We start from the raw sequence: 26,724 nt of genomic DNA, 5'->3' as shown, positions 1-26,724 counted from the left end.
ATTTACAGACAAAGGAAGAAGGAACAGACCTATGAATTATACAGAGTGTATCGAACAGGCGAGAGGCCGTATCGGATCTTACTGTAAGGCGTGCTGGGAATGTAACGGCAGAGCCTGTAAAAACCAGATGCCGGGGCCGGGAGCCAAAGGCATCGGAGATACCGCCATCCGCAACTATGACAAATGGAAAGAAATCCGTGTCCAGATGGACACGCTGGTCGAAAACCGTCCATGTGATACGACACTGGAACTGTTTGGCAGAACGTTTCAGTATCCGTTTTTTGCCGGTCCGGTAGGCGCCGTGCAGCTGCATTACGGAGACTGCCTGAATGATATTTCCTACAACGATATTCTCGTTTCCGCCTGTGCGGCATCCGGCATCGCTGCTTTTACTGGAGACGGAACCGACAGCAATGTCATGGTCGCAGCGACAAAAGCGATCAAAAATGCCGGCGGACTGGGAATTCCGACCGTAAAGCCGTGGAACATCGAAGTGATCCGGGAGAAAATGGCAATGGTAAAAGATTCCGGTGCCTTTGCCGTGGCAATGGATATTGATGCGGCCGGACTGCCGTTTTTAAAGAATCTGACCCCACCGGCCGGAAGCAAATCGGTGGAGGATCTGCGTGAAGTGAAACAGGCGGCAGGGCTGCCGTTTATCGTCAAAGGAATCATGACCGTCAAGGGTGCCATGAAGGCAAAAGAAGCCGGGGCAGATGCGATCGTTGTGTCAAACCACGGCGGGCGTGTTCTGGATCAGTGTCCTGCCACCGCAGAGGTGCTCGAAGAGATCGCAAATGCAGTCGATGGCTCCATGAAGATTTTTGTCGACGGAGGCATCCGTTCCGGTGTGGATGTGTTTAAGGCACTGGCACTGGGAGCCGATGCGGTGATCATTGCCCGCCCGTTTGTGACTGCCGTGTATGGCGGAGCGCAGGAAGGCGTCGAGGCTTATGTCAATAAGATCGGAAGTGAGCTGAAAGATACGATGGCAATGTGCGGTGTGGCTTCGCTGAAGGAGATCACACGGGATTGTGTCAGAGTGTGAGAATTACATATTGGGAAAGGATGAAACGCTTGTGTTCGTGGCGGGTGCCATGGATATGGGCGTTTTTTCTGTTGAAATGAGAAAATGGATGGATTTTGTTATATTTTTTGCTGAAAAAGGTTGGTTGATGTAAAAATGTGATATAATAGAAAATAAAAATAAGGGATTAGGGAAGAAATATAGGAAAGTGTACGGTTTATGGGACGGAAAAAAGTGTATTCTATTGGAAAACTAGAATAATGAATGGAATAGTAAGAAGACATTTCTATTGATAGTTCAAAAAATATAATACTATAAACATCGGTGTTGTAGAAAAAATAGATTGAGGAGTGCAAGCAGATTATGAAGAAAGTATGGATTATAAAGGAGAAGATAATTATTGTATTTGTAGTGGTTTTAGTAGCTTGTATGATAAGCCCTAATATGATTATCCATGCAGAGACAGAAAAAAATATTTATTATATGGGTGAAACACAAAAGAAACATGATGCCGGATATAAAAAAGATGTTGAAATGAAAAGTTCAGATTTTCATAATGGATGGAGATTGGGGCAGTTTTGTATTAGTGGGTGGACTAGAAGAACGACGGATGACAACGGAAATCCGGTATTTCTTAAAAATGTTGGAGATGAGATATCTGTATCTTTTTTGTTGAATCAAAATATTGATAAATTAAATAATAAATGTAATTTGCAAATTTCAGAAGATAAAAATGGATATGATGAGTATTTTGGTATCACAAAAGCTGAAAAAACCAATTTTGGTCGCGGAACTTTATTGATAAAAATGAAAAATTATCAAAATAAAGAAACTATTCAGGCACCGTACACAAATTATTTGGAGGGTGTGAAAAAGGGTGCAAATATAAAAATAGATGCATTTGAAGAAGGGGATTATGAGATCGCGTTAGATTATGAAATACGTAATAATAGGTTTCATATAAAAAAATGGGATCCAATCAATACATATTCACATTATCAGATATTGATAAAATTTTCTGTGCGCAATGGAAATTGCATGGTTTACCCATTTGACGTGAATACAGGGTCAGAATTGACAAATTGTTCATTCACAGAGAATGGATTCTATTTGGATCTGGCAAATTCAAGGTATCTTGATATCGATGTAAAGAAGGAAAATTATGTAGAGGAGAATAGAACATTAATCGAAGATACTCGTTTTAATCGACCAGCCAAAGATGGAGAAGAGTTTACTGATCCAGGAATTTATACTATCATGGTTAGTAATCAATATACGAAAAGTAAAACGGAAAAGAAAATTTATGTTGGAACAGATCCAATTTTGAAGGCATATGTAACAACGGGAGAAGATATAGATCAAATTAAAAAATTGCTTAGCGAAGGTGCAGTAATTGAGGATGATGGAACAATTACAGTGGCTTCGAAAGAAGTAATAGAAGAAACTGAGCAAACCACAGAGATGGTTGAAACCATGACAAATGGGAAAGCTCCGAATCGAAAGAAAGTTGAAGTTATGCAAGAAAATAGAACAAATATTCTTTCAGTTATCGGAGTTATTATTGCGGCTGTTATTTTAGTGTTATTTATAATTGTAAAAAGAAAGAAACATAAGACTAAAGAAAAAGATTCTGCGGAGGAAATGGAATGAAAAAAATCATAGCATTATCACTTTTTCTGTGTGTTATATTATCCAGCTGTTCTTTTAATAAGTCTGTAAATAACGATACAGGAAGTAATAATATACAGGAACGTCAGGCAACAGATGTAGTTGGATCAGAAGATGAAGATGTTCCTGAATTTACGAATTTGAGCGATCCTGAATTATGTTCTTATTTGGAGAAAAACATATATACAGATGTTATAACCACATTAGATAGTGCGGATTATCTTGTTGAAGATGTTAAGGCAACATATGTCTCGAAAGAATATTTGGATGAACTGGCCTATAATTCAAAGTCGAATATTTATTTTGGATATAACTTGGAAGATGTAGAAAAGGAGTTTGGGAACGAAAAGTATATTTTTACATGTGATGAATCTGGACAAACAGTAGTTGAAAGATATGAACAATATGACAATACTTTCAATCAGGTTGTGCAGAATGTAGCAATAGGAACTGGAGTCGTTTTGATTTGTGCTACAGTGTCGGTAGTATCTGCGGGTGTTGGAGTTCCTGCAGTCAGTGTAATATTTGCAGCTGCTGCGAAAACGGGGACTGTAATGGCGGTACAATCAGCAGCAATTGGAGCAGCAATTACTGCGACGGTTACAGGCATACAGACACATGATGTTAATGAAACTTTGAAGCAAACTGCATTATCGGCAAGTCAAGATTTTAAATTCGGTGCAATACTTGGTGTAGCGACAGGTGGAACCGGAAAGATTTTTCAGTTATCCAAAGCAACAAAGGGTGGATTGACTTTAAATGAAGTTGCACAAATACAAAAAGATACAAAATATTCTCTTGGATTGATTAAAATGTTTCGTTCAACTAAAGAGGCAGAGATTTATAAAGAGGCAGGATTAATAGAGACGGTCATTAATGGAAAACCTGCATTAATAAGAAATATTGATCTGACATACAAGAGTGAGTTAGCAGGGAAAACAGTTACAAATCTTGAGAGGATGAAACAAGGTTATGCGGCGATTGATCCAACAACTGGTCTGGCGTATGAATTACATCATATAGGACAGTCCGTGGATTCACCGTTTGCTATATTGACAAAGGAAGAACATATAAGTGCAGGAAACAATGGAATATTACATGATTTAAATATTGCGGATGGTCAAGGGGTTCACAGTCAATTGTCAAAGGTACAGTGGGATGGGCAAAGAAAAGCGTTTTGGCAAGGTTTGTGTAAGGCTTTAACATAAGGAGAGATAGGAATGAATATCATACAGGCATTGCAGGGAAAAGAAAATCTACTAAATGGGGATGGAGTAGAGGAAAGCGTTGTCGCAGCAGCTGAAAGAGAACTTAATTTAAAATTTGCTGCAGATTACAGAGAATATTTACTCAGAATGACAATAGCTGCGTACGATGGTCATGAGCTTACTGGATTATCAAAGGCGGTAAGAACCAATGTGGTTGAGGTGACAAAACAGAAATGGTTGGAATGCAGTAAGATCTCAAAAAGTTGGTATGTGATTGAAGAGACAAATATCGATCAGATTGTAATTTGGCAGAGTCAGGATGGAAAAGTATATGAGACTATTGGGGGAAGTGAGCCAGTATGCGTTGCGGATTCTATGATTGCGTTTGTTATGAATATGAAGTAGTGGGAGTTTATCTGTGAGGAGTTAGAAAATGAGTAGCAGTAAGGGAAAAGCAAAAGAAATTGCTATAAATTCAAAGGAAGCTGTTGTTAAGCTTTTGGATCAGGATGGAAATGGACAAATAGATAGTGTAGATATTATTTTGTTGGCGTTAAAAGTACCAGGAGTAAAAATTGATAGGGCTAAGTTTTTGCAAAAGGAGTTTTTCAAAAATCATCCACAAGAGGTAATTGATGTAGCACTTGCATCAACACCTGCACAGGCAGGAATTTCGTTAGAGGAAATCAATAAGATCGCGGATGAAGTGATTAAATTTGAGCGTAATGCTGTGTCGGGAATATCATTGGCACTTGGGATACCGGGAGGCGTGGCAATGGCAGCCACAATTCCAGCAGATATAGCTCAGTATTATGGATATATGTTGAGAGCTGCGCAGAAGATGTTGTATTTATATGGATTTCCAGAGTTGGATACCTCGGAGGAAGCAATTGCATTAGATTCAGAAACCATGAATGCATTGACGCTTTGCTTGGGTATCATGTATGGTGTTGCAAATGCAAATAATGCTATAAAGGCAATGGCAAAGGCTCTGGCAACTGGAATAGAGAAAAAATTAATAAAGAAGGCGTTGACTAAAGGCACGATATATCCAATTGTAAAAGCGATTGCAAAATGGTTTTCCGTAAATATGACAAAGGAAATTTTTGCGGGATTTTTTAAAAAAGCAATTCCGGTATTGGGAGGGGTTGTTGGGTGTGGAATTACATATGCGACATTTAAACCATGCTGTTATCGATTGAAGGATGCGCTTCAAGATACGATGCTCAGCAACCCAGATCATAAATCAAATGCGGAAGAAAAGAAGATTTATTATGATATTGAGGCAGAATTTGTTGAGACAGAGGATGAAAAATATACAAAAATGATATATTAATAGTGCAAGGATAACGAAACGAAGTGGATAGCTGCAGAAGGAGATTGAACAAATTGCAAATAATAGATAATGTAAACAAAACATGAATAAGAAAATCTCAAGAAGTGTTGCGATGAGGTATTTGGCTCTCAGAACTTTGTTATTTCATATGATATGATTGATTGAGAATACGATAGCACAATGTCCAAGGTGCAATATATAAAGATTAATGATGGAAAAATTTATATGAGAAAATTAGAAGAAAAGTTTCGTGAAAATACAACATTAAAATACTACAATGAAAATGCTACAATTTTTTCTGCTACTACACAAATCGTAGATTTTTCCATAACGCAGGATAAGTTCCTTGCATTGTTACAGCCAAATGCATATATTTTAGATTTTGGTTGTGGGTCTGGTCGTGATACAAAGTATTTTATGGAACATGGATATAGAGTGGAAGCAACGGATGGTTCAGAAGAGTTGTGCAAATTAGCAAGCACATATACTGGAGTTTCGGTTAAATATATGCTATTTCAGGAGTTGGACGAGCAGAAAAAATATGATGGCATTTGGGCATGTTCCTCTATTTTGCATTTGTCAAAGGATGAACTTAAAAATGTTATGCAGCGAATGTTGTGTGCATTGAAGGATGATGGAGTGATTTATACATCGTTTAAATATGGAACATTTGAGGGTGAACGAAATGGAAGATATTTTACTGATTTTACAGAAAAAACATTTGATGGATTTTTAAGTGGTATAAGACATGTAAAGATAGAAGAACAATGGCTGACAGGAGATGTGAGACCAGGCCGTGAGTCGGAACAATGGCTGAATCTTATACTGAGGAAAGTGTGACGAATGGATAAAGTATTAAAGCTGGAAAACGGACAATATGATCTGATAGAAACAGTCTCATATCCAAATGGTGGTGCAAGCTATTTTTATGCAAGAGATCAGCAGGCTATTATTATTGATGATGGGATATGTAATTACAAAAAGGATGAGAAACCTTTTTCCTATTCTTTAATTACGGACAAGCAAAATACATATATGAATAAATATGCAAAAGTATATCGCTTTCTAAAAGAAGACATGGGAATAATCAATGAAGTAATTACATTGCCATGCAAAAAGAAAGAAATACCAATAAAGTATGTGGCAAATCGCGAAGATCATGCAGATGCCTCTCCATTGGAAATCGACTTTGAAAATAATTTTGCAAGTGTATATGGTCGTAATAGCTTGAAATATTTACAGAAAGAATATGGTATTTTGGATGAACAGGGAAATAATTATTTCCTGGATTACTTGTTAAGAACAAAGCATGGAGATTATGCAGTTGAAGAAAATGGGGTAACTTATCATCATCCGCAGCAGATCGGTTTGGAACGTTATCGTAGACAGCTGCAAAAGCAAAATACATGTACCGAATGGGGAATTAAGTTATATCGTTTTTCTTCAGAAGATTGTAGATTTAAAAATCGAATTGAGGATGACATAAAAATTTTTTTTGGTGAAAATACCGATGAGTTTGAAGAAAATGGACTCCTTGCTGATCGTCCGGTAAAGTTATATGAGCATCAGGAAAATACGCTTGAGGAAATACAAAAACAGCGTGCTGCGGGAATAAATACATTTCTTGTGGTATTTCCAACGGCAAGTGGAAAATCCAGGATTGTGGAAGAAGATTTGCGTATTTTTTCCAGAAAGAATACACAATTTCATGCGCTTATTATGGCTCCTAATACAAACATTATTGCTGATTGGAGGCAGCGAGTGAAGAAATCTCTCCCAGATCTGCAGGAGCAAATTGAAATTTGTTCATTTGCTTATATGATGCGGAACTATCAGAAATATACGCAGGAAAAATATAATTATATTGTAGTAGATGATGAGCGCGTTATAATAAGGACAAAGTTAGAGAAACCCAGTAAAATCAAGGGGTTAGCACTAATTTAGTCCTTATTTTTATACCATTTTAGCGGTAAAGATAGGGCAGCGCTGCAATATTAAACCGAAAATTCAAGTCAGCATCACAGATGTCCACAATCAGTCTGAGAGTGAATCTGTGCGCTTAGATTAGGTACAATTTTATATCAAAAACATTTAGTGAGGACTAAATTAGCACTTGAGATGGAATATTCCATCAGCTGATTTGGTCCTCTTTTTATTTGAGAGGAGTGGTCGAATGGGCAAGGTGTTAATTTGGTTCGTAATCATTATTAGTACAGTGGTTCTCTACTGTCTTATGAAAGTTAAGGCAGAGAGTGATGAACTGTATGAGAAATTAGTGAGAAAGCATTTTTATGGCAGGTCTGATGATATTCCTGCATCTGACAAAACTGAGCACTTGAAAGGGTGTGGGTAATTATATGAAATTTTGCAAAACAATAATGCAGACAATACAGAAAAGGAGTGAAAGGAACATGAATAACAAGTTAGAAGTAATCGGCATTGATCATGGCTGGTCAATGATGAAAACAATCTCTCAGGTATTTGTCACAGGAGTTAAGGAGATTACAACAACTCCGGCACTTTTCGGCGATGTACTTGAGTATGAAGGAAAGTTCTATAAGGTTGGAACTGTGAGGCAGGAAGTAAAGGATACAAAGGTCGAAGATGACAGCTTTTATCTTCTTACTCTTGCAGCAGTTGCTAAGGAACTTAAAAGAAGAGGTCTTGCAGAGGCAAAGGTATTCCTTGCTGTAGGACTTCCGCTTACAAGGTTTGGTGCAGAGAAGAATGATTTTATCAAGTACCTTACAAAGAATAAGCGTGTAAGCTTCAAATATGAGAATGAGTCATATCATATTGAAATTGATGATGTGGCAGTATTTCCTCAGTGCTATGCAGCAGTAGTGGACAAGATTCCTGCTATGGCAAAGAAGACATTGATTGTTGATATTGGAAGCTGGACAATCGACATTATGCCGGTAATCAACAAGTCACCGGATGAATCAAAGTGTGTGACGATTCCAAAAGGTCTTATTACCTGTATGCGTTCTATCAATGAGCAGTGTGTAAGACAGCTTAACGGAGAGGTAGACGAGTCGGAGATACAGAATATCATGCGATATGGCAGGGCAGATATTGATGATGAATACTTTGCCATTATCAAGGCAGAGATAGAGGGTTTTGTTGATAAGGTATATAACTCAATCCGTGAGTTTGGGTATAACTTAAAGACTACACCGATTATATTTGTTGGAGGCGGGGCAGTTGTGATGAAGAATTTTGGTAGTCATGATGCTAAGAACATTTCCTATAACCTTGATGTAAAGGCAAATGCAAGAGGATATGAGCAGCTTGCCACAATGGGACTTAAAAGCACTAAGCGATTATCATAAGGAGGCAGATGATGGGAAGAAGACTTGAATATGAAGTAAAAACTTCTGTCCGCCTCAACATGAGCAATCCTCAGCATGTGAAAATCAATGATGTGATTCAGAACCTTGATCCGAAGATTTTCAAATCTAAGAACCAGTTCATCATAGATGCGATTCAGTTCTATATTGATAATTATGGAAAAGAAACCTTTGTTATCAAGAAGAAGGAAAAAGAGAGGGCTGAATATATCCGGTCAGAAGATATTGAGGATATTAAGGAAGAAGTCATTGAAGCAGCAACCAATGAGGCTAGGAAAGAGGTCATAAGGCTGTTAGGCGGAGTGATATCCGGGATGAATGTTGGTCAGCCGGTAATAATGCAGGCAGCCAATAGTGAAGCACAAGAACCTACAGAAGATGTTATGGACGATGCAGATGTTGCAGGACTTGCAATGGGATGGATGTCGAAAGGAGACTGATTATTATGAGAAGAGTTATGGGAGCCGTAGGAACAGTAATTTTAGAGATACTCAAGTGGATATTAAGGATAATTCTTGGAGCGTTGAAGCTGGTCTTAGGACTTGCCAGAATAATTCTTCTTCTATTTGCTATGGTGGCAAGGATATTTCTTTCATTCGTAAGAATGGGCACATTCTGAGAGGAGGTGAGCGTATGCAGGTAAAGGGTTTATTCTTAAATTATAAGAAAAACAGAAGACTTATGCAGTATTTCTTTAAAATAAGAGAGCTGGTATAATGAAAGGAGTTTAAGATGCACAGAATACGGGACAGTCCTATGTGTCCCGTGCATTACAGATAAATAGTTCACTGCAAGGGTGGATGGCACGATGTAACACTTCGATATGATGATAATGCACCGGATGTTGTTGTAGCAACTCTTAAGCTTGTCAATGTACCGACAGAGCCTAAGCTTCCACAGACAGGCGACAATGCAAATCCGCTTCTTTATCTTGGAATTGGTGCACTTGCACTTATTACAGGTGTTGGAGTAGGACTTCGTGGAAGAAAGAAAAAGAATAAACAGTAACAATTAACCTTGCGGGGAATGTAAGCCAGTGACTTATGTTCCCTGCTTTTTTAGATTAAGGAGGAAACGTAATATGATGAATTACGAGATTTTTAAGGAAGTAGTAAAAGAAAAGTTTATGGATTATATGCCAGAGAAGTTCAAAGGAATGGAGCTTGTGGCAGAACCCGTGGAAAAGGTGAATGTGACTCTTGATGGCATCATCTTAAGAGAAGAAGGCAGGAACATTTCGCCTACGATTTATATCAATGACATGTATAAGAAGTATCAGGACTGTGGTGATCTTGAGGAAACACTTATGGCTGCATGTGACTTTATGGAAAGGGCATATGAGCAGGTTCCAGTTGTTGATGTGGACAGCATTATGAAGGATGCTAACGAGAAGATTGTATTCCAGCTCATCAATACAGAGCAGAATAAGACATTTTTGGAACAGGTGCCGCACAGGGAGTTCCAGGATCTTTCTATTGTGTATAAGGTAATAATCAGTGCAGATAAGGATGCGGTGCAGAGTTCAAAAATTACAAATGAATTTGCAAAAAGACTTGGAATGAGCGAGGAACAGCTCTTTAAGTGTGCAGCGGAAAACACAAGAAGACTCTTCCCACCTGTCGTTCGTAGCATGAATGACATTATGAAAGAAATGTTCGCAAGGGATGGGATGCCACAGGAGATCGCAGAGATGATGATAGCTGAGATTCCACCGGAGCAGACGATGTGGGTGATTTCCAATGAAAAGGGTATCAATGGTGCAGCATCCATGCTTTATGAGAATGAGCTTCATGAGCTGGCAGAGAGTCTAGAGAGTGACCTTTATATTCTTCCTTCGAGCGTGCATGAGGTTATTGCAGTATCTTCAGATATGGGAAGCCCTGAGATGCTAGCACAGATGGTAGTCGAGGTAAATATGCAGGAGGTGTCTTTGGACGAGAGACTTTCCAATCAGGTATATCACTATGATAAGGATTTAAGAAAACTCACCCTTGCAACTGATACACCAAACAAGAGACTTGATGGTATCGTTGCAGAACCTCCCCTTGTATATGATGCGAAGGAAAAGTCCAGATAGGAGGCAGTTATGGAGCAGGAACTTACAATGGAAGAACTCATTGCTCTCATAAACAGCCAGAAAGGTGACTTTGTTATCCGTGTCGAGTTTGGAGAGGAGGCGGTGTCTGATGCCAAAGAAGAATGACTTCAAGCTTGATGTGGTTTCGGTAAGACTTGTAAAGGATGCTCCGATTTATTCGGAGCATACCTTTAACAATCCGGCGGATATAGCTGCTGTCATGGGAGACTGTATGTGCCAGTTTGACAGGGAGGTAGTGTGTGGGGTCAATCTAAGGTCAGATTTAAAACCTATCAATGTGCATTTTGCAAGTGTTGGTTCTTTAAATGAGGCAATGGCACATCCGAGAGAGCTGTTTAAATCAAGTATCCTAAGCAATGCGGCAAGCATGATGTTAATCCATTGTCATCCATCCGGGAATGTATTCCCAAGCAAGGCAGACACGATGATGACAGACCGCATGAACAAGCTGTGTGAACTGATGGGAATACCGCTCATTGACCATATCATAGTCGGTGGAGACAACCGTGAATTTTTCAGTTTCAGGGAAAAAGGCATGATTGATAATCCTAAGATTACCCTAAGCACAGATTACCGGACACTTGATATCAAGTCACCGCTTGTAGCAGAGCAGGGAAAGGCAAGGTGAAAGCATGGATGGAAGATTTACGGATGAAGAGCTTGCCATAGCAAAGAGTGTTGACCTGTGTGCAGTTGCTGAAAGCCTTGGGTATACAGTAAAGAGGATTGGCAAATACCACACTTTAAAGGAGATGGATTCCATCCGTATCTATAACAGAAGCCATTGGTACAGATGGTCAAGGCAGTTTGACAAAGGCAACAATGGCGGCTCACAGATAGATTTCTTACGGGTATTTTGTGGAATGAGTGTAAAAGAGGCTGTGTTCTGGCTTTTAGATTTCGCAGGATACAAAAGAATTGAGAAGCCTGTAAAGCAGCCTCTTGTTCATCAGGTATCGCAGAAGCAGGCAGAGGAGAGAAAGCCATTTGTCCTACCGGAACCGGCAGGAGATAATTCCTATCTTATTTCCTATCTGAATCAGAAGAGAGGAATCAGCAGAGCAGTCATAGATCTGTTTTTAAAAGAAGGACTGATTTATGAGAGCAGGCATTACCACAATGTTGTTTTCAAAGGAAATGATAAAAATGGAGTGACAAGATTTGCAAGTATGCGGGGAGTGTTTGATAAGCAGGGCAAGCCATTCAAGTGTGATGTCACAGGCAATGATAAGAACTATGGATTTAATGTGGTAAATGTTAACAGTACAGAGCTTGTAGTATTTGAGGCTGCAATCGACCTTATGAGTTATGTCGATATCTTCACGGATTATGAATCAAATAAGCTGGCACTTGGGATGCTTGCAGATGCACCACTTGAGACTTTTCTTCGGGAACATCCGCAGATTACTTCCATCCGGTTCTGCCTTGATGGAGATGAGCCGGGGAGAAAAGCAGCAGCTGAACTTATGAGAAAGTATTATGAGCTTGGATATGAGGTAGAAGACTGTCCGCCTCCAGCCGGATATAAGGATTACAACGAGTGGCTTGTAGCGGCAAAGCTTAATCTGAACAGGATGAATAAGCGAGCAGATGAACCAGTCAGGGCATGAGAAACCGGATTTTGATGTGTGGGGGCAGAAAGCGCCCCAAAAACAGCAAAGTGGGGGCAGAAAGCGCCCCCAAAATGTCAAAGTGGGGGCAAAAAGCGCCCCCGCAATTCGGACACGATAAAAACCGGATTGAATTCAGTATAAAAGTGGGGGCAGAAAGCGCCCCCAAAATAACAAAGTGGGGGCAGAAAGCGCCCCCAAAGTAGCAAAGTGGGGGCAAAAAGCGCCCCCACTTCCATAAACAGAGGGTTTTAGGGAGATTTTCTCCCTAACTAGATGGCATTAGGACAGAGATGTCTCTAATGCGTATCTAGCCGTAAACCTAAGAGATTCAGACAGGCGTGTGGGTGGAAGAGATATACAAAACACGGATAAGGGAGGTGCAGGAAAGCAATGGATAAAGAACTTACAATAATCGCAGAACCAGAGGAACTTATTGCCTGGGCAGACACATTTGATATCTTACTAAACCCTTCGATAGAAGATGCTGCAATTCTGCTTAACTATATGGAAGGACATGATTATGCCATTGGCATAGATTCAGATGGGAAGATGTACAGGCAGGATGTAGCTGAGGAGAATGGTGAGATAGAACCATATCCAATTGATGATGTTATAGATATTGTCTGTGAATGGAACTATGAACTGATACTTGATGCGGAAGCACATAGGAGTGATCCAAAGGATTTTAACGACTATAACGAGTATCAGAACAGGTATGAAAGTCTGAAAGCAGATGAAAAGAGACTGGACAGATTGTTTGATAAAACCAGTTATGGTAAGGAACTTATAGAAGTTGCCACAGAGCTTGCAGACAGGGTTATTGCCCAGCTGGGTAATGAAGAACTGGAAAAAGCTGCTGTAACAGTAGCAGAAGGAGTAAGAGAATACAGTACGGGTAAGAGAGGAAGGTGATTCTATGGCGGATAAAGTTCATTGTATAAGGAAAACACTAAGACTTATGCCACAGGAAGCGAAGGTACTTTCTGATATGGCAAAGGCAAATGGAATGAATGAAGCTGAATATATCAGGCTTCTAATCAGTCAGAAACCAAATGATTATCCGGAAGTAAGGAAACTTCTTAAAGAGCTTATCAATGAGATAAACCGAATCGGCATTAACATCAATCAGATTGTATTTAACAGCAATGCACAGCTGTATTCCAAGAAAGATAAGGAACAGCTTGTGGCATATATGAAAAAGCTGAATCAGTCTGTCAGCGAGGCGGTGGTAAAGATTGGCAATCAGTAAGATACTTCACATGAAGGATAGCGGGAATTCTTTTCATGCAAGGCATTTGAAACGGGCACTGGATTATGTGATGAATCCTGAGAAAACGCAGGGAGGAAGACTTGTGGGAGCCATAAACTGCCAGGCAGATATGGCTTTTGAACAGATGATTGATACAAAGAAGCAGTTTGGAAAAACAGACAAGCGACAGGGGTATCACATCATTCTTTCTTTCAAAGAGGATGAGGTGGAACCGGACAGGGCTTTTGAGATAACACAGAAGTTTGTAGCAGAATATCTTGGTGATGCCTATGAAGTGGTATTTGTGGTTCATGATAATACAGACCATGTTCATTCACACATTGTATTTAACAGTGTAAGCTTTGTGGATGGGAAAAAGTATCGCTATGAGAAAGGTGACTGGGCAAAGTATATCCAGCCGATTACCAATAAGCTGTGTCAGGAGTATGGTCTTTCCATTATAGATGTGGAGGATGGCAGCAAAGAGAAACAGCACGAGAATTATAAGGACTGGAGCGAATATCGTGAAGGCAGCTTTGTGTGGGCAGATATGATAAAAAGAGATTTGGATGCCTGCATTTTACAGGCAAATGATTTCAGTGGATTTCTGGAGTTGCTGTCGGAAAAAGGATATGAGGTCAAGCAGGGAAAGTATCTGGCAGTCAGACCACAGGGGATGACAAGATTCAGAAGATGTAAGACTCTTGGCGAGAATTATTCACAGGAAGCTATTGTGGAGCGTATTGCTAAGGAAGATTTATCTTTTTACCAGTCACAGAATGAGGAAAAACAGGCAGCGATAGTAAAGTGCTATGTCAAAAGATACCACAGGGCGAAGATGTCAGGCTTGCAGAAAAGATATTATGCAAAGCTTTACCGGATTGGAAAGCTGAAAAAGAAGCCATACAGTCAGGTATGGAAGTATAGGGATGATATCCGAAAGATGCATAAGCTGCAGGAGCAGTATCTATTTCTGGTAAGGCATAAGATTGAGAGTGCGGAAGAACTTGTGTCGGTACTTGATAATCTGACGGATAAGAAGAAAGAAGCATCAAAGGAAAAGAGTAAGACCTATAAGGCTAAGGAAAGATTCAAAGATATTTTTGACAAGGCTGAACAGATCCGGGAGCTTAATGATGCGGAATCGTGTTATCAGAGTGGGGATACCTTCTTTGAAGATGAGCACAATGCATGGGAAAGGCTTAACACTGAACTTTTAGCACAGGGATACAGTGTGGAAGAGGTCGAGAGTCTTAGAAAGAAATATGAGAGCAAGTATGCACAGGACTGTAAGGCAGAACGGGCGGTATCAAAGGAACTTAGCCTTGGAAGATCAATATGGAAGGAACTTACTGTATCAGCTTCGGCAGAAGAGAAGCAGTATGACAAAGAAACAATAAGAGACAGAAAAGAACAGCCGATACGTTAGGCTGTTTTTTTAGTGGTTAGGAGGCATATATGGAAGAAAAAAGAGAGCCATTAAGTGAAATGGCGATTGAGAGAAAGATACAGATTCTTCGTAATAAGCATATGGACAGTGAGGTTATTGCTCTTGTCAAAAGCGATTATGAATATGGACTGACTGATGATGAAATCGGTCTGTATCTTAACAAAAGTTATGACATTGAGCAGATGAAGGTGTTATCAAAATGTCTGCATAAGGGTGTATCAGAAGAGTTGTTAACGCTGCTGAAAGATAGCAGGATGGCAGCACCTAAGATGCAGACAGCATTGGATTACTATGAAAAAGGTGTGCCGATTGATGCAATCAGAGAGGTAGTCCAAAAAGATGATACAGCAGTAAACATGCGCAGGATGTTTGATGTCGTATTAGATAAGCTTAATAAAGCTAAAGAGCAGGTGCCACAGGATTTAGAGTATGTGAAAAGTCTTGTAGCCCAGATGGATGAAGTGGTCGAAAAAATCAATCACCAGAATGAAAGGTATGATGCCCTGAATAAGAAGCTTTCTGAAATAGAAACTTCCAAAGATGATGAGGAAGTCAGGGAGCGTCTGGTCAAGGAGAACCAGGATAAGGATGCTCTTATCAACAGTCAGCAGAATGAACTGAATAAGGCAAGCAGTACGATTGCAAGACTCAGGGATGATATTGAGAAAAAGGATAAGGAGATAAAGCGTATGGGAGACAGAATAGAGTCATTGGAAGATAAGATCATAAGTGTTGCCACAGAGAATAAGAAAGAGGCAGAAAGTAAGGCAGAGCCGCAGGAAAGCCAGTCCGTACCACAGGCAGAAAAAAAGATGGTTGATACAGTTGCAGTTCCGCAGAATATGCAGGCTGTGGCAAACGGGATTCCGGTCTATTATCAGATTCCGGTAGTTGATGGTACTGGAAATGTGGTGCAGAGACTTCCGATTGAGAGAAGTGTGAGAAAGAGCAGCAACAGCGGAGTGGCAAGTCTTTTTGCAAGACTGTCATTTAAGAAAAAGTCAAGAGCAGACATTGTAAAGCTGGTTGCATCGGGAGACCTTGTTCCGGCGCAGCTTGTGCAGATTAAGAGTGCAATAGAAAAGGGACTTACTGAGTCACAGCTTGTAGAGCTCATAAACAACAACATTTCAGCGGAAAAGATGAAGGAGATCATTGAGATTGCTGTGCTTGAAAACAGCATGGCAGATTAGGAGGAACTTATGAATTTAGCAGTAGTAAATGAAGCAGTAACAGAGATGAATGGTGTGGAGCATCAGTTTACAGAGGAAGAGAAAAACTTTGTTGTCCAGTTCGCATTCAGAAGTGGCAGCAAGGAAGACACGATTTCTCTTATTGAAGCTTTGGCACATTCAGCGGATAAGGCTGAGTCGGACGAGATTATGGTCACATACAGGTCTAAATATGATATGAAGCCTGCATGGGTGGAACAGGTGGAAAACCTGCTTGTGGCACTTGAAATGTATCGTATCGAGGAGGAGAAAGCAATCAATCATCTGGCAGATATTTTGACTGCTTATGGTATTGATGTATCAGCCGAGGAAATCCGTACTACAGAGACAGAAACGCTTAAAACAACAGTCAGAGAGAAAGTGGAGGTGCGATAATGGCAGAAGAGATTCAGGAAGCGGTGCAGATCATCCGTGTAGCTTATGATGGCATTGAGATTGCCATGAAGGTAGGAAGCGGCGGCATTGCTGCCATGCAGAAGGCAATAGATTTCTTAAAAGGGATGCTTGATTATGAAAAGTCACTTGGCAAGACATCCATGAGAAAGCTGATCTTAAAAGGTGGCGATTTACAGGTGTTGCAGTTTAATACCGAAGATATGAAAAAGGTTGAAAAGATGGCAAAGAAGTATGGAATCCTGTATTCGGTACTTCCAGACTGTAACAGGAAAGATGGACTGAGTGAGGTAATCTTTCATACAGAGGCAGTTCCCCGTGTGAATATGATGATACAGAAGCTCAAGTTTGGTAAGATTGCCACATTTGACGATTATCTGAAGAATGGAGATGAAAAATCCCTTGGCAAGCTGATGGATTTTTTGAAGAAACAGCAGGGAAACGAGAAAAGCCACACGATAGAAGGGGATAGGGTTAATACCGCTATTGACGGACTGATCGAAAAGGTCGGAATGTTTGCAATGGAAAAGAAAGCTATCAGTGTGGATCAGGTCAAGGAGAATTTCAGTATCAATGGTGAGCAGGCTGAAAGTGTTATCAAACAGCTTGAGACAATCGGTGTGCTTGGAAAGAAAAATGAGGATGGCACCCATACAGTCATGATGGACAAGGATGCATTTATCAACCGTGTCAGAGGCTATCAGGACCTTGCTGAGAGAATGAGGGCAGTTGCAGCATCAAAAAATGCGAACCTGTCAGATGTGACAATCAGCAAGAAGCTGATTATCGAAGAAAATGACCATGCTGTTAAGACCAGAGTTCCCGGCACATGGGGAGAAGAGGCAAGATATGTATGGCTCCGTAAGGAAAACATCATGGAGATTCATGGTGGAAAGACAATGCTTACCTTCCTTGATTCCACCAAGGATTATAAGCTCTACGATGAGCAGAATCGTGTGGTGACAACCCAGAAAGGAACCGAGCTTTATACTCACTACGACAAGGTGGAGTCATCTGTCAGGGAGCGTTACGAGAAAGTGCAGAAGCAGCAGAAAAAGACCACACAGAAGAAAACTGTTACCACAAAGAAAGCGAGGTAGCAGCCTATGCAGACAACAAAGAAAAAGCCGTCACTGATATTCATCCTTGTGGGTGCAGTGTTAGCCGGGTACCTTGGTTATCTGATAAATGGTGCGTGGTCGGAGGGAGTGGCATTTAATGAATTTATGAACAGATTCAATGAAGTATGTGCTGCTCCCTTTGCAAACTATTACAATACGAATACTATAAAAGCGGTAGCCATTGCATTAGGAATCTATGCGATGGCTATTGTTATGTATTACACCAGCCAGAGAAACTATATGCCCGGCAAGGAGTTTGGTACAGCGAGATTTGAAAATCCAAAGCAGGTTAATAAGATACTGGCGGATAAGGACGAGAATTTCAATCGAATACTAAGCCAGAATGTGAAGATGTCACTTGATTTCAGAAGGCTGAAGCTCAATGGAAATATTCTTATCTGCGGTGGTTCCGGTGCCGGTAAGACATTTTATGAGGTAAAGCCGAATCTGATGCAGATGCCACATAACTGTTCATTTATCTGTACTGATCCAAAAGGTGAGATTCTTAGAAGCTGCGGGCAGATGTTAAAGAATAACGGATACAATGTGAAGGTCATCAATCTGCTTGAGATGGATAAGTCAGACTGTTACAATCCGTTTTCCTATATCAGAGAGGAAACGGACGTGGTAAAGCTGATTACCAATCTTATCAGTAATACCACACCAAAGGGTTCCACTCCAAGTGATCCATTCTGGGAGAAAGCAGAAGGATTATTTTTACAGTCAATCTTTTATTATGTATGGCTTGAAGTACAGCCAGCAAAGAGAAACTTTGAGACAGTACTGAAGCTTCTTGGAGAAGCAGAAGTGACAGAGCAGGGAAAGGCATCGAAACTGGATGTGCGAATGAAGTTCTTAGAGGAGAGTTCTCCACTTGGAGCTAATCATCCGGCAGTAAAACAGTACAACAAGTGTATGAGAGGTGCAGGAGATACAGTACGTTCCATTATTATCAGTGCAAACTCAAGACTTGCATTTCTTGAGAATAAGCAGGTTTTACGACTTCTTTCTAAGGATGAGCTGAATCTATCTGATATAGGTATTGGAGTCAATGGTGATGGAGAGACGAAGACAGCACTCTTTTGTGTAATCCCCGATAGTGACAAGTCCTATAATTTTATTATCGGAATGCTCTATACTCAGATATTCCAGGAATTGTACTATCAGGCGGATTTTAACTGCGGTGGCAGACTCCCGATTCATGTGACATTTATGTTAGATGAATTTGCGAATGTTGCATTGCCAGATGATTTTTGTTCGCTGCTTTCTACAATGCGAAGCAGGGAAATTTCCAGTATTATCATCATACAGAACTTTGCCCAGTTAAAGGCACTTTTCAAGGATACTTGGGAAACCATTCCAGGCAACTGCGATACTTTCATCTATCTTGGAGGCAATGAGCAGAGTACGCACAAGTATGTCTCGGAACTGCTTGGAAAAGGCACGATTGATAAAAAATCAAGCGGAGAGACAAAGGGGAGGCAGGGAAGCTCGTCAAGAAATTATGATGTTTTAGGCAGGGAACTGTTTACACCCGATGAAGTCAGAAAGCTGGATAATAAGAAATGTATTATTTTTATCCGTGGATTTGATCCTATCATGGACAACAAGTTTATTCCATTTAATCATCCGATGTTTAACCAGACAGCAGATGGCAAGGGAGAGCCTTATGTTCACGAGATAAGAGGAGCAAATAATCTTATCGGTCCGCCATTTGAGATTCTTTCAGACAAGGCAGTTAAGTATTATGAAAAACTGAAGGATAAGGGCGAGAATGTGTATATAGATTCTCTAACCTATGAGCAGTTTATGATGCTTGGCGATGCGGAATTAAGCAGAAGATTCTCCATGCAGGATGAAGCAGAGCAGAAAGCAAAGATAGACAGGGAGCAGGCAAATGAGCTTGAGTATGTTGATGAATCACAGAAGTCAGATGCTGCAGAAAGTGCCAATGCATCTAATGGAAGTGCTGGTGGTAAGCCTGTAAGGAATCCTGAGAGGGAAAAGCCTAAGTGGGAGGATACCATCACAAACAGAATGCTGCACTGGTCATATACACCGGAGCAGAAAGAAGAGGTGAAGAAAGCACTTGCTGCAGGCGTCTCCAAAGCAACGATTCTTACTTATTTCTATCCGGAGGTTACTGTGGAGAAGATGAGTTTTTACAGAAAGAAGTAGTAAATGTTATCGCATAGGCGTAGGGAATATGGTATACTGTGTCTATACAATAAAAGGAGAATTAAATCAATGGATGGTGGAAACGCAACAATAATTGCAGCAGTAATTGCAGCAGTAGCATCGTTAGTATCGGCAGGAATTGCATTGTATAATGCAAAAGATTCAAAAAAAGGAGCGGCACAAAGAGATGAAGTGAATAATAGAACAAATAGTGAAATAGCTATGTTTGAGCAAGATGCTGAAAATAAGAGAAATGAAACTCAAATAGATGCAAGTGTTGTATGGTCAGCAAGAGTTGAGTGGATACAAAATGTAAGACGAGAAACTTCTGATTTACTCACAGCAATAAATAATTATATTTATTCTGACGAAAATGATGTTGATTTGGTAAAAATGAATTTAATGTCTGTAAGGGAAAAGAGTAATTTATTAATTCTTTATTTTGGACCAGATAAAGTGGAAAATGATAAAGTTGATTTATTAAATAAGGGTGATAATATTTCTAAAAATCAGCATATAGTCAAGTTGATAGAAGATATATATATAGGATGTTGTAGTTATTTTATCAATATCAAGACAATGAAAACATGTAATGATTTGGATTCACTATGTAAGTCATGCCGTAAATCGGGAAGTGAATATGAGAATTGCAATATATATAATGAGCATTATTCAAATCAACAACAAGAAAATGAGTGTAGCTCTTTTATAAATGGCAATCTTGCAAAATGTCAGTGTGTTGCTGAACAGAATAATAAATTATTTAGTGATGTGGATATGTTAACTAATGCAATGAGGATATATCTTAAAATTGAATGGAATAGAACAAAAGAGAGAAAAGATAATTAATATACAAGCACTTTAGCCAATATGGTTAAGGTGCTTTTTTTGTACCTTGAAAAGGAGGTGGTTGAAGCATAGCACATCGGGGAAAGCCCGATTTAATCATTACAACAGGCATTGCCTGATCATATAGAGTAACTTTTAACAGCCAGTTAGGGATTATCCCTGCTGGCTTATTTTTTTAACAAAAAGGAGAGAGACAACATGAGAAAAGAACAGATTATTACAACTAACAACAATCAGATGGAGGAGAAAGGCATGAAGAGCAGATTCATTCACTTTAAGAAGAGATTCGTTCCGGCATTATCCGGAGCACTTATGGGAGTAATGCTTATGAGCACTACTTGTTTTGCAGCAGGTACAGGTACTTCCGCAGTAACACAGCCGCTTGAGAACTTAAAGACACTTATCATTGCAGTCATTGGTGCGGTCGGTGTCATCATTCTTGCAAAGAATGTCATGGAGTTCGCACAAGCATATCAGCAGCAGGATTCATCTACCATGAACTCCGCTCTGAAAGGAATTGTGGCAGGTGTCATGATGGCTGGTATTTCAACAGTACTGACATTCTTAGGCTTCTAAGATGGGGGAAAAAGTTCCCCTTTTAGTAAAAGGAAAGAGGTGAATAACAAGTATGGATATTTTTAAGCTTGGAGACAAGATCCTTGCACTTCTTGAGGCAGTGTTTGGGTTTTGGAACAATCAGATATCCCTGGTCTTTGCAATGCTTGGACAGTCACCGGTCAGTTTCAAGGGCGGAGGTCCCTGGGCAGTCATTGAGGGGATAGAGCCGGTCTTTGTAGCGGTCGGTTCATCCCTCGTTGTGCTGTTCTTTGTTATCGGTTTCTGCTCGGAAAGCATAGATGTAAAAGATGAGATGAGGTTTGAGTCTATATTTCGTATGCTTATCCGACTGGGACTTGCAGAATGGTTTGTTGCAAATAATGTCACGATTATGAAAGCGTTTTTTACTTCCATAGGAAATCTGGTGGGACTTATATCTGCCGGGACAACGACGCAGCTTGCCATTGACAGTACACAGGCAGACATCATTAAGGGACTCGGATTTGGTGAGAGTCTGGTAATGCTGATACTTACAGCTTTGCTTGCAATCATCATTATTATCTGTGGATTCTTTATCATTTACACAGTGTATTTCAGGTTCTTAAAGATACTGATTATTGTGCCGCTTGGTGCGATTGCATGCTCCACAATGGCAGGAAACAGAATGGTCAGTCATACAATGGCTACCTACTGCAAATATTTTCTTTCGTGTGTATTCGAGGCAGTAACGATGGCACTTGCAATTGTGGTATGTAATGCATTTATCAATGCAGGACTTCCGGCATTTACAGGAAGTTACGCTGACTGGGCACAGACACTTATATATCTGTGTGAAATGACATTTACGATTGCAATGACTGTCGGAAGCGTGAAGGGTGCACAGACACTTACAAGCAAGGCATTTGGATTATAGAAGGAGGCAGAAATGGATAATGAAAAGAAACAGGTTACTTATAATTCAAGTATAACCGGAGAAACGCAGGTGACATTTGATATCCAGCAGTATATGAATAACAGGGCAATGTTTATTGGTCTTATGTGTAATGAAGATGGATATGAGGAGCCTTTTGGGGATGTGACTGTGAATTTGTCGGTTGCAGCACCAAATTACTGCGGATATCTGAATGTGAATGACATGCCGGATATTGAAAAGTTTATTACAGATAACGACCTTGGAGAGTTTACAGGATTCACGCAAAGGAGCGGGTTCTGTGAATATCCTCTTTATCTGTTCAATGTAGATAAGCTTAGGGAACTGTGTCCGGATGGAATGGATAAGTATGAGGCGAATATTGGAATGACAAGAAAGCCAGAGAAAAAGGATTTATCAAGATAGGAGGCAGGGACAATGGTAATCGAAGTAAACAAGGATATTGACCGCTATCAGGAATCGGTTGCGATGGGACTTACTGCAAGGCAGCTTATATTTTCCATTGCAAGCGTAGTGGTCGGTGGAAGTATCGTCCTTCTTCTTTACAAGTATATCGGTCTTACGGGTTCTGCTTATGTGGCAATTCCTTGTGTGGCACCGATTGCACTTGGTGGTTTCTATTCCTTTAATGGGATGAATTTCTACGAGTATATGGGAAAGAAACTGCATTTTATGTTTGGAAACAGGGCACTTACCTATGTATCAACAGAGGGAGAGCCTGCAATAAAGCAGTTAGAAGCAGAACAGAATGAACAGGTAAAGAAGAAAGGCAGAAAGGCTGAACCGGAGACTGTAACAGCTGATTCGGCTGTAAAGAAGCAGGAGGAGTTTGAAGCGATGAAGAAAAAGACGAGAAACGTGCTGCTTGGACTTGTCGCAGTCATTGTTGCGATAACAGCTGGTATTGCAGCATATAAGGCGATGCGTTAGATAAAAAGTATCTGACCGCAAGGTCGGGAACACAGCCCGCAGGGTGAAGTTCCCGGCGGGCTTTCATTATAAGAAAGCGAGGTTAGAGACATGGGTTTATTTACAGACGGATTTAAGTTATTAAAGAAGGCGAGCGAGCCTTTGTATAAGACACCTAAATCCATTCATGAAACCATAGAGATTATGGCGGTGGCTGAAAACGGCATTTTTGAAGTAAGCAAAAATAAGTATTCCAAATGCTACCGCTTTCAGGACATCAATTACACGACAGCAACCGAGGATGAGCAGATCGGTATTTTCGAGAGATACTGCAAGTTCTTAAATTCGCTGGACTGTAATTATAAGATTACGATCAACAATAAGAACAAAAACATGGATGACCTCCGTGATAAGGTTCTGATTGCTGAGAAATATGATGGCTTCAATAATTACAGAAGAATCTACAATGACATCATTGAAGAGAAGATTATTGAGGGCAGACAGGGGATTGAGCAGGAAAGATACCTGACAATTACAATTGAGAGAAAAAACTTCGAGGAGGCGAAGGCACAGTTTGCAACCCTTGAGGCAACGATACACAAGGCTTTCATTGAGCTTGGGGCAGAGATCGTGCCGCTTAATGGCAATGAGAGAATGAAAGTGCTCTATGACTATTATCATCTTGGAGATGAGGGCAGTTTTGATTTTGATATCAAACAGGCAAAGAAGGTCGGGGCAGATTTTAGAAATGATCTGTGCAATGGGATGGTGAAATATTTCCCGGACCATTTTGAGGATGAGAGTAAATTCTGCAAGGCACTTTTTATCAAAAAGTATCCGAGCAGTTTGTCAGACAGATTCATCAATGAGATTACTTCCCTTCCGGTTCATTCCATCACGAGCATTGATGTGGTGCCTGTTCCCAAGGATCTGACAACAAAGGTGCTTCAGAAGAAATACCTTGGTATTGAGTCGGATATCATTAAGCAGCAGAGAGTCCGTAATAAGAATAACGATTTTTCTACGGAAATCTCATATGCCAAGAGAACGGAGAAAAAGGAGATTGAGGAAATCATGGATGATGTCCGTGAGAATGACCAGTGCCTTTTCTTTGTGGGAGTAACCATTATTCTTATGGCAGAAAGCAAGAAGGAGCTTGAGAGTGTATGTGAGACTGTGGAGACTATCGGAAAGCGTAACAGCTGCACGATTGATACACACTATTTAAAGCAGAGGGAAGCACTCAACACAGCACTTCCGATTGGTGTAAGACAGGTGGAGACAATGCGTGCACTTCTTACCCAGTCACTTGCGGTGCTTATGCCATTTAATGTGCAGGAGCTTAATGACAGCACCGGCAACTATTATGGCATCAACCAGATCAGCAAGAATGTGAATATCGGCAACAGAAAGAAGCTCATTAATGGAAATGGCTTTGTATTTGGTGTGCCGGGTTCCGGTAAATCCTTCTTCTGCAAGATGGAAATGGGCAGCGTATTCTTGTCGGGAGATGATGAAATAATCGTCATAGATCCAATGAACGAATACTTTGATATTGCTGAGACTTATGGTGGAACAGTGGTAAATATGTCCACCTACACGGATAACTATGTGAATCCGCTGGAGATGGATGTATGGAGCCTTGATCCGAATGATTCCAAGGGAATGGTAAGAGAAAAGGGCGAGTTCATGCTTGGTCTTTGTGAGCAGTGCATCGGTGATAGCTTAAATTCAAGACAGAAGTCAATCATCGACCGCTGTGTGAGAAAACTGTATATCGACATTGCAAGAAGCAAAGAGAAGTATATCCCTGTAATGAGTGATTTCTACGATATCCTTATGGCGCAGCCGGAGGACGAGGCAAAGGACATTGCATTGTCACTAGAGCTTTTCGTAAATGGTTCACTTAACATCTTCAATCACCAGACAAATGTGGATGTGGATAACAGATTTACAGTATATGGCATCAGGGACTTGGGTACAGAACTTAGTCCTATCACAATGCTTGTTATGATGGAATCCATTCAGAACAGGATTGTTGAGAATGGTAAGAGAGGCAAGGCAACATGGCTCTATATTGATGAGTTCCACGTCTTACTTAATTCCGAGTATTCTGCAAAATATCTGCAGCAGCTTTGGAAGAAAGTAAGAAAGCAGGGGGGTCTTTGTACCGGTATCACGCAGAATGTTGTCGATCTGTTGCAGAATTACACAGCAACCACAATGCTTGCAAACTCAGAGTTTGTAGCACTTTTAAAGCAGGCTAATACGGATAGTTCCAAGATGGCAGAGGTTATCGGAGTATCAGAGGCACAGCTTCGATTCGTAACCAATACCGCATCGGGAATGGGACTTATCAAGTGTGGTTCTGTGGTAATTCCGTTTGATAATCAGATCAGTAAGGATACGGATTTGTACAAGCTGTACAATACCAACATTCATGAGAAGATTGCGGAACAGAAGAAACGTGAAATGCAGAATAAAATAGTTGTCGATTGAGGGCGAAACTGATTGACTATGTTGTACAGGGAAGGTACAATTTATTTGAGGTCGCAATTTGCGACCTCAAATAAAAAACATAGGAGATGTTGATTTGTCTGATAATATAAATGTACCTGTAATGGTTGATAGCACAGAAGAAAGAATTGAGAATCTGATTCATTATGTACGTGGACAGCAGGTTATGATAGATAGCGACTTGGCACTACTTTATAATGTTGAAACAAAAAGATTGAATGAAAGCGTTAAAAGAAATGCGAAACGTTTTCCAGAAAGTTTTTGTTTCCAACTGACCGAGGATGAATATGCTGATTTGAGGTCGCAAATTGCGACCTCAAACACAGAAAATACATCTTCAAAAGGTGGACGTAGGTATTTGCCATATGTCTTTACAGAACAGGGAATAGCAATGCTATCAGCAGTATTAAGAAGTGACGAAGCTATTCAGGTAAGTGTAAATATTATGAATGCTTTCGTAAAAATGCGACGATTTTTGGCTGAAAATGCTTTGATGTTTGATAAGCTAAATAGCTTAGAACTAAAGCAATTAGAGTATCAAAAGGAGTCTAATGAGAAATTTGATCAGATTTTTGCTTATATTTCGGAACACGAAGAGGTAGGTCAGAAGATATTTTTTGATGGACAGATATATGATGCATTCAGTCTTCTGGTAAGTCTTGTGGGAAAAGCAGAAAAATCAATAGTTTTAATAGACAATTATATAGACGTTGGGACATTGAATATTCTTGCTAAAAAGAAAGATGGTGTAGATGTAATAATTTATACTGTTCGCAGAACACGTTTGGCAAGTCAAGATATTGCAAATTTTAACAGTCAGTATCCAACATTAACTGTGAATTATACGGGAGTTTTTCACGACAGATTTTTTATTATAGATGAAGAAACAGCATATCATATTGGGGCATCGATTAAAGATGCAGGAAAAAAGTGTTTTGGAATAAGCCGGATAGAAGATGTTGGAATTATTTCAGATATACTTCAACGTTTAGAAATTGAAACAGAAGAAGCAAACAATTAAATAACGATGCTGACGG

29 protein-coding genes are annotated in these 26,724 nt (G+C 40.1%); all 29 read left to right on the top strand.

Annotation, left to right across the window (positions count from 1 at the left end):
• Positions 1 to 31: 31 nt before the first annotated feature.
• The 29 genes from DXD06_RS06755 to DXD06_RS06610 all read left to right on the top strand — a co-directional run bounded on the left by DXD06_RS06755 (position 32) and on the right by DXD06_RS06610 (position 26,708).
• Positions 32 to 1,048 (top strand): alpha-hydroxy-acid oxidizing protein, encoded by a 1,017-nt coding sequence (locus DXD06_RS06755; protein ID WP_117831136.1) that lies wholly within the window; start codon positions 32 to 34, stop codon positions 1,046 to 1,048.
• Between the two features lie 10 nt (positions 1,049 to 1,058).
• The gene (locus DXD06_RS17705; protein ID WP_278308198.1) at positions 1,059 to 1,181 is read left to right on the top strand and encodes a hypothetical protein; all 123 of its coding nucleotides are present in this window, start codon (positions 1,059 to 1,061) and stop codon (positions 1,179 to 1,181) included.
• A 209-nt stretch (positions 1,182 to 1,390) separates the two neighbouring features.
• Complete coding sequence (locus DXD06_RS06750) at positions 1,391 to 2,677, top strand: hypothetical protein (RefSeq protein WP_117831135.1); 1,287 nt, start codon at positions 1,391 to 1,393, stop codon at positions 2,675 to 2,677.
• Positions 2,674 to 3,903: an HNH/ENDO VII family nuclease gene (locus DXD06_RS06745; RefSeq protein WP_117831134.1), complete on the top strand. Its 1,230-nt coding sequence runs from the start codon at positions 2,674 to 2,676 to the stop codon at positions 3,901 to 3,903. Before DXD06_RS06750 ends, DXD06_RS06745 begins: the two co-directional genes overlap by 4 nt.
• Positions 3,904 to 3,915: 12 nt before the next feature.
• Positions 3,916 to 4,308: an SMI1/KNR4 family protein gene (locus tag DXD06_RS06740; protein WP_117831133.1), complete on the top strand. Its 393-nt coding sequence runs from the start codon at positions 3,916 to 3,918 to the stop codon at positions 4,306 to 4,308.
• Positions 4,309 to 4,336: 28 nt separating this feature from the next.
• The gene (locus DXD06_RS06735) at positions 4,337 to 5,239 is read left to right on the top strand and encodes an EcsC family protein (protein ID WP_117831132.1); all 903 of its coding nucleotides are present in this window, start codon (positions 4,337 to 4,339) and stop codon (positions 5,237 to 5,239) included.
• 225 nt (positions 5,240 to 5,464) lie between these two features.
• Entirely contained in the window at positions 5,465 to 6,079 is a 615-nt protein-coding gene (locus tag DXD06_RS06730; RefSeq protein ID WP_117831228.1) for a class I SAM-dependent methyltransferase, read from the top strand.
• A 3-nt stretch (positions 6,080 to 6,082) separates the two neighbouring features.
• On the top strand, positions 6,083 to 7,183 hold the full coding sequence (locus tag DXD06_RS06725) for a DEAD/DEAH box helicase family protein (protein ID WP_117831131.1): 1,101 nt from the start codon (positions 6,083 to 6,085) through the stop codon (positions 7,181 to 7,183).
• 467 nt (positions 7,184 to 7,650) lie between these two features.
• Positions 7,651 to 8,571 (top strand): ParM/StbA family protein, encoded by a 921-nt coding sequence (locus tag DXD06_RS06715; RefSeq protein WP_117831130.1) that lies wholly within the window; start codon positions 7,651 to 7,653, stop codon positions 8,569 to 8,571.
• An 8-nt stretch (positions 8,572 to 8,579) separates the two neighbouring features.
• Positions 8,580 to 9,029, top strand: a complete 450-nt coding sequence (locus DXD06_RS06710) for an ATP-binding protein (protein WP_117831129.1) — start codon at positions 8,580 to 8,582, stop codon at positions 9,027 to 9,029.
• Between the two features lie 5 nt (positions 9,030 to 9,034).
• The gene (locus DXD06_RS06705; protein ID WP_015516967.1) at positions 9,035 to 9,208 is read left to right on the top strand and encodes a hypothetical protein; all 174 of its coding nucleotides are present in this window, start codon (positions 9,035 to 9,037) and stop codon (positions 9,206 to 9,208) included.
• A 161-nt stretch (positions 9,209 to 9,369) separates the two neighbouring features.
• A complete protein-coding gene (locus DXD06_RS18115) occupies positions 9,370 to 9,597 on the top strand; it encodes an LPXTG cell wall anchor domain-containing protein (protein WP_081021251.1) in 228 nt (75 codons plus the stop codon).
• A 73-nt stretch (positions 9,598 to 9,670) separates the two neighbouring features.
• Positions 9,671 to 10,666: a DUF5688 family protein gene (locus tag DXD06_RS06695; protein WP_008395346.1), complete on the top strand. Its 996-nt coding sequence runs from the start codon at positions 9,671 to 9,673 to the stop codon at positions 10,664 to 10,666.
• Between the two features lie 109 nt (positions 10,667 to 10,775).
• Positions 10,776 to 11,315 carry a JAB domain-containing protein gene (locus DXD06_RS06690; protein WP_117831128.1) on the top strand — a complete coding sequence of 180 codons (540 nt, stop codon included), beginning with the start codon at positions 10,776 to 10,778 and terminating at the stop codon, positions 11,313 to 11,315.
• A gap of 4 nt (positions 11,316 to 11,319) precedes the next feature.
• The gene (locus tag DXD06_RS06685; protein ID WP_117831127.1) at positions 11,320 to 12,297 is read left to right on the top strand and encodes a DUF3991 and TOPRIM domain-containing protein; all 978 of its coding nucleotides are present in this window, start codon (positions 11,320 to 11,322) and stop codon (positions 12,295 to 12,297) included.
• Between the two features lie 393 nt (positions 12,298 to 12,690).
• On the top strand, positions 12,691 to 13,212 hold the full coding sequence (locus DXD06_RS06675; RefSeq protein WP_117831125.1) for a multidrug transporter: 522 nt from the start codon (positions 12,691 to 12,693) through the stop codon (positions 13,210 to 13,212).
• A 4-nt stretch (positions 13,213 to 13,216) separates the two neighbouring features.
• On the top strand, positions 13,217 to 13,549 hold the full coding sequence (locus DXD06_RS06670) for a plasmid mobilization protein (RefSeq protein WP_117831124.1): 333 nt from the start codon (positions 13,217 to 13,219) through the stop codon (positions 13,547 to 13,549).
• Positions 13,550 to 13,559: 10 nt separating this feature from the next.
• Positions 13,560 to 14,978, top strand: a complete 1,419-nt coding sequence (locus tag DXD06_RS06665; protein ID WP_117831123.1) for a relaxase/mobilization nuclease domain-containing protein — start codon at positions 13,560 to 13,562, stop codon at positions 14,976 to 14,978.
• Positions 14,979 to 15,007: 29 nt separating this feature from the next.
• A complete protein-coding gene (locus DXD06_RS06660) occupies positions 15,008 to 16,192 on the top strand; it encodes a hypothetical protein (RefSeq protein WP_006858864.1) in 1,185 nt (394 codons plus the stop codon).
• A gap of 9 nt (positions 16,193 to 16,201) precedes the next feature.
• Complete coding sequence (locus DXD06_RS06655) at positions 16,202 to 16,606, top strand: hypothetical protein (protein WP_006858865.1); 405 nt, start codon at positions 16,202 to 16,204, stop codon at positions 16,604 to 16,606.
• Positions 16,606 to 17,724, top strand: coding sequence for a PcfB family protein (locus DXD06_RS06650; RefSeq protein WP_004611534.1), 1,119 nt, complete (start codon positions 16,606 to 16,608; stop codon positions 17,722 to 17,724). Before DXD06_RS06655 ends, DXD06_RS06650 begins: the two co-directional genes overlap by 1 nt.
• A gap of 6 nt (positions 17,725 to 17,730) precedes the next feature.
• On the top strand, positions 17,731 to 19,923 hold the full coding sequence (locus tag DXD06_RS06645; RefSeq protein ID WP_117831122.1) for a VirD4-like conjugal transfer protein, CD1115 family: 2,193 nt from the start codon (positions 17,731 to 17,733) through the stop codon (positions 19,921 to 19,923).
• Positions 19,924 to 19,992: 69 nt separating this feature from the next.
• Complete coding sequence (locus DXD06_RS06640; protein ID WP_055262779.1) at positions 19,993 to 20,772, top strand: hypothetical protein; 780 nt, start codon at positions 19,993 to 19,995, stop codon at positions 20,770 to 20,772.
• 198 nt (positions 20,773 to 20,970) lie between these two features.
• On the top strand, positions 20,971 to 21,348 hold the full coding sequence (locus tag DXD06_RS06635; RefSeq protein WP_005340540.1) for a hypothetical protein: 378 nt from the start codon (positions 20,971 to 20,973) through the stop codon (positions 21,346 to 21,348).
• A 52-nt stretch (positions 21,349 to 21,400) separates the two neighbouring features.
• Positions 21,401 to 22,243, top strand: a complete 843-nt coding sequence (locus DXD06_RS06630) for a hypothetical protein (protein WP_004611540.1) — start codon at positions 21,401 to 21,403, stop codon at positions 22,241 to 22,243.
• Positions 22,244 to 22,255: 12 nt separating this feature from the next.
• Positions 22,256 to 22,666 carry a DUF4313 domain-containing protein gene (locus tag DXD06_RS06625; RefSeq protein WP_117831121.1) on the top strand — a complete coding sequence of 137 codons (411 nt, stop codon included), beginning with the start codon at positions 22,256 to 22,258 and terminating at the stop codon, positions 22,664 to 22,666.
• A 12-nt stretch (positions 22,667 to 22,678) separates the two neighbouring features.
• Positions 22,679 to 23,191, top strand: coding sequence for a PrgI family protein (locus tag DXD06_RS06620; protein WP_117831120.1), 513 nt, complete (start codon positions 22,679 to 22,681; stop codon positions 23,189 to 23,191).
• A 90-nt stretch (positions 23,192 to 23,281) separates the two neighbouring features.
• Complete coding sequence (locus DXD06_RS06615) at positions 23,282 to 25,669, top strand: VirB4-like conjugal transfer ATPase, CD1110 family (RefSeq protein ID WP_117831119.1); 2,388 nt, start codon at positions 23,282 to 23,284, stop codon at positions 25,667 to 25,669.
• A 94-nt stretch (positions 25,670 to 25,763) separates the two neighbouring features.
• A complete protein-coding gene (locus DXD06_RS06610) occupies positions 25,764 to 26,708 on the top strand; it encodes an ORF6N domain-containing protein (RefSeq protein WP_117831118.1) in 945 nt (314 codons plus the stop codon).
• The last annotated feature ends 16 nt before the right edge of the window (positions 26,709 to 26,724 follow it).

This window comes from Roseburia sp. TF10-5, assembly GCF_003462365.1.
GTDB classification, from domain to species: domain Bacteria; phylum Bacillota; class Clostridia; order Lachnospirales; family Lachnospiraceae; genus Roseburia; species Roseburia faecis.
Note: the sequence above shows the minus strand (reverse complement) of the source record. Positions and strands in the feature narration are given on the sequence as shown.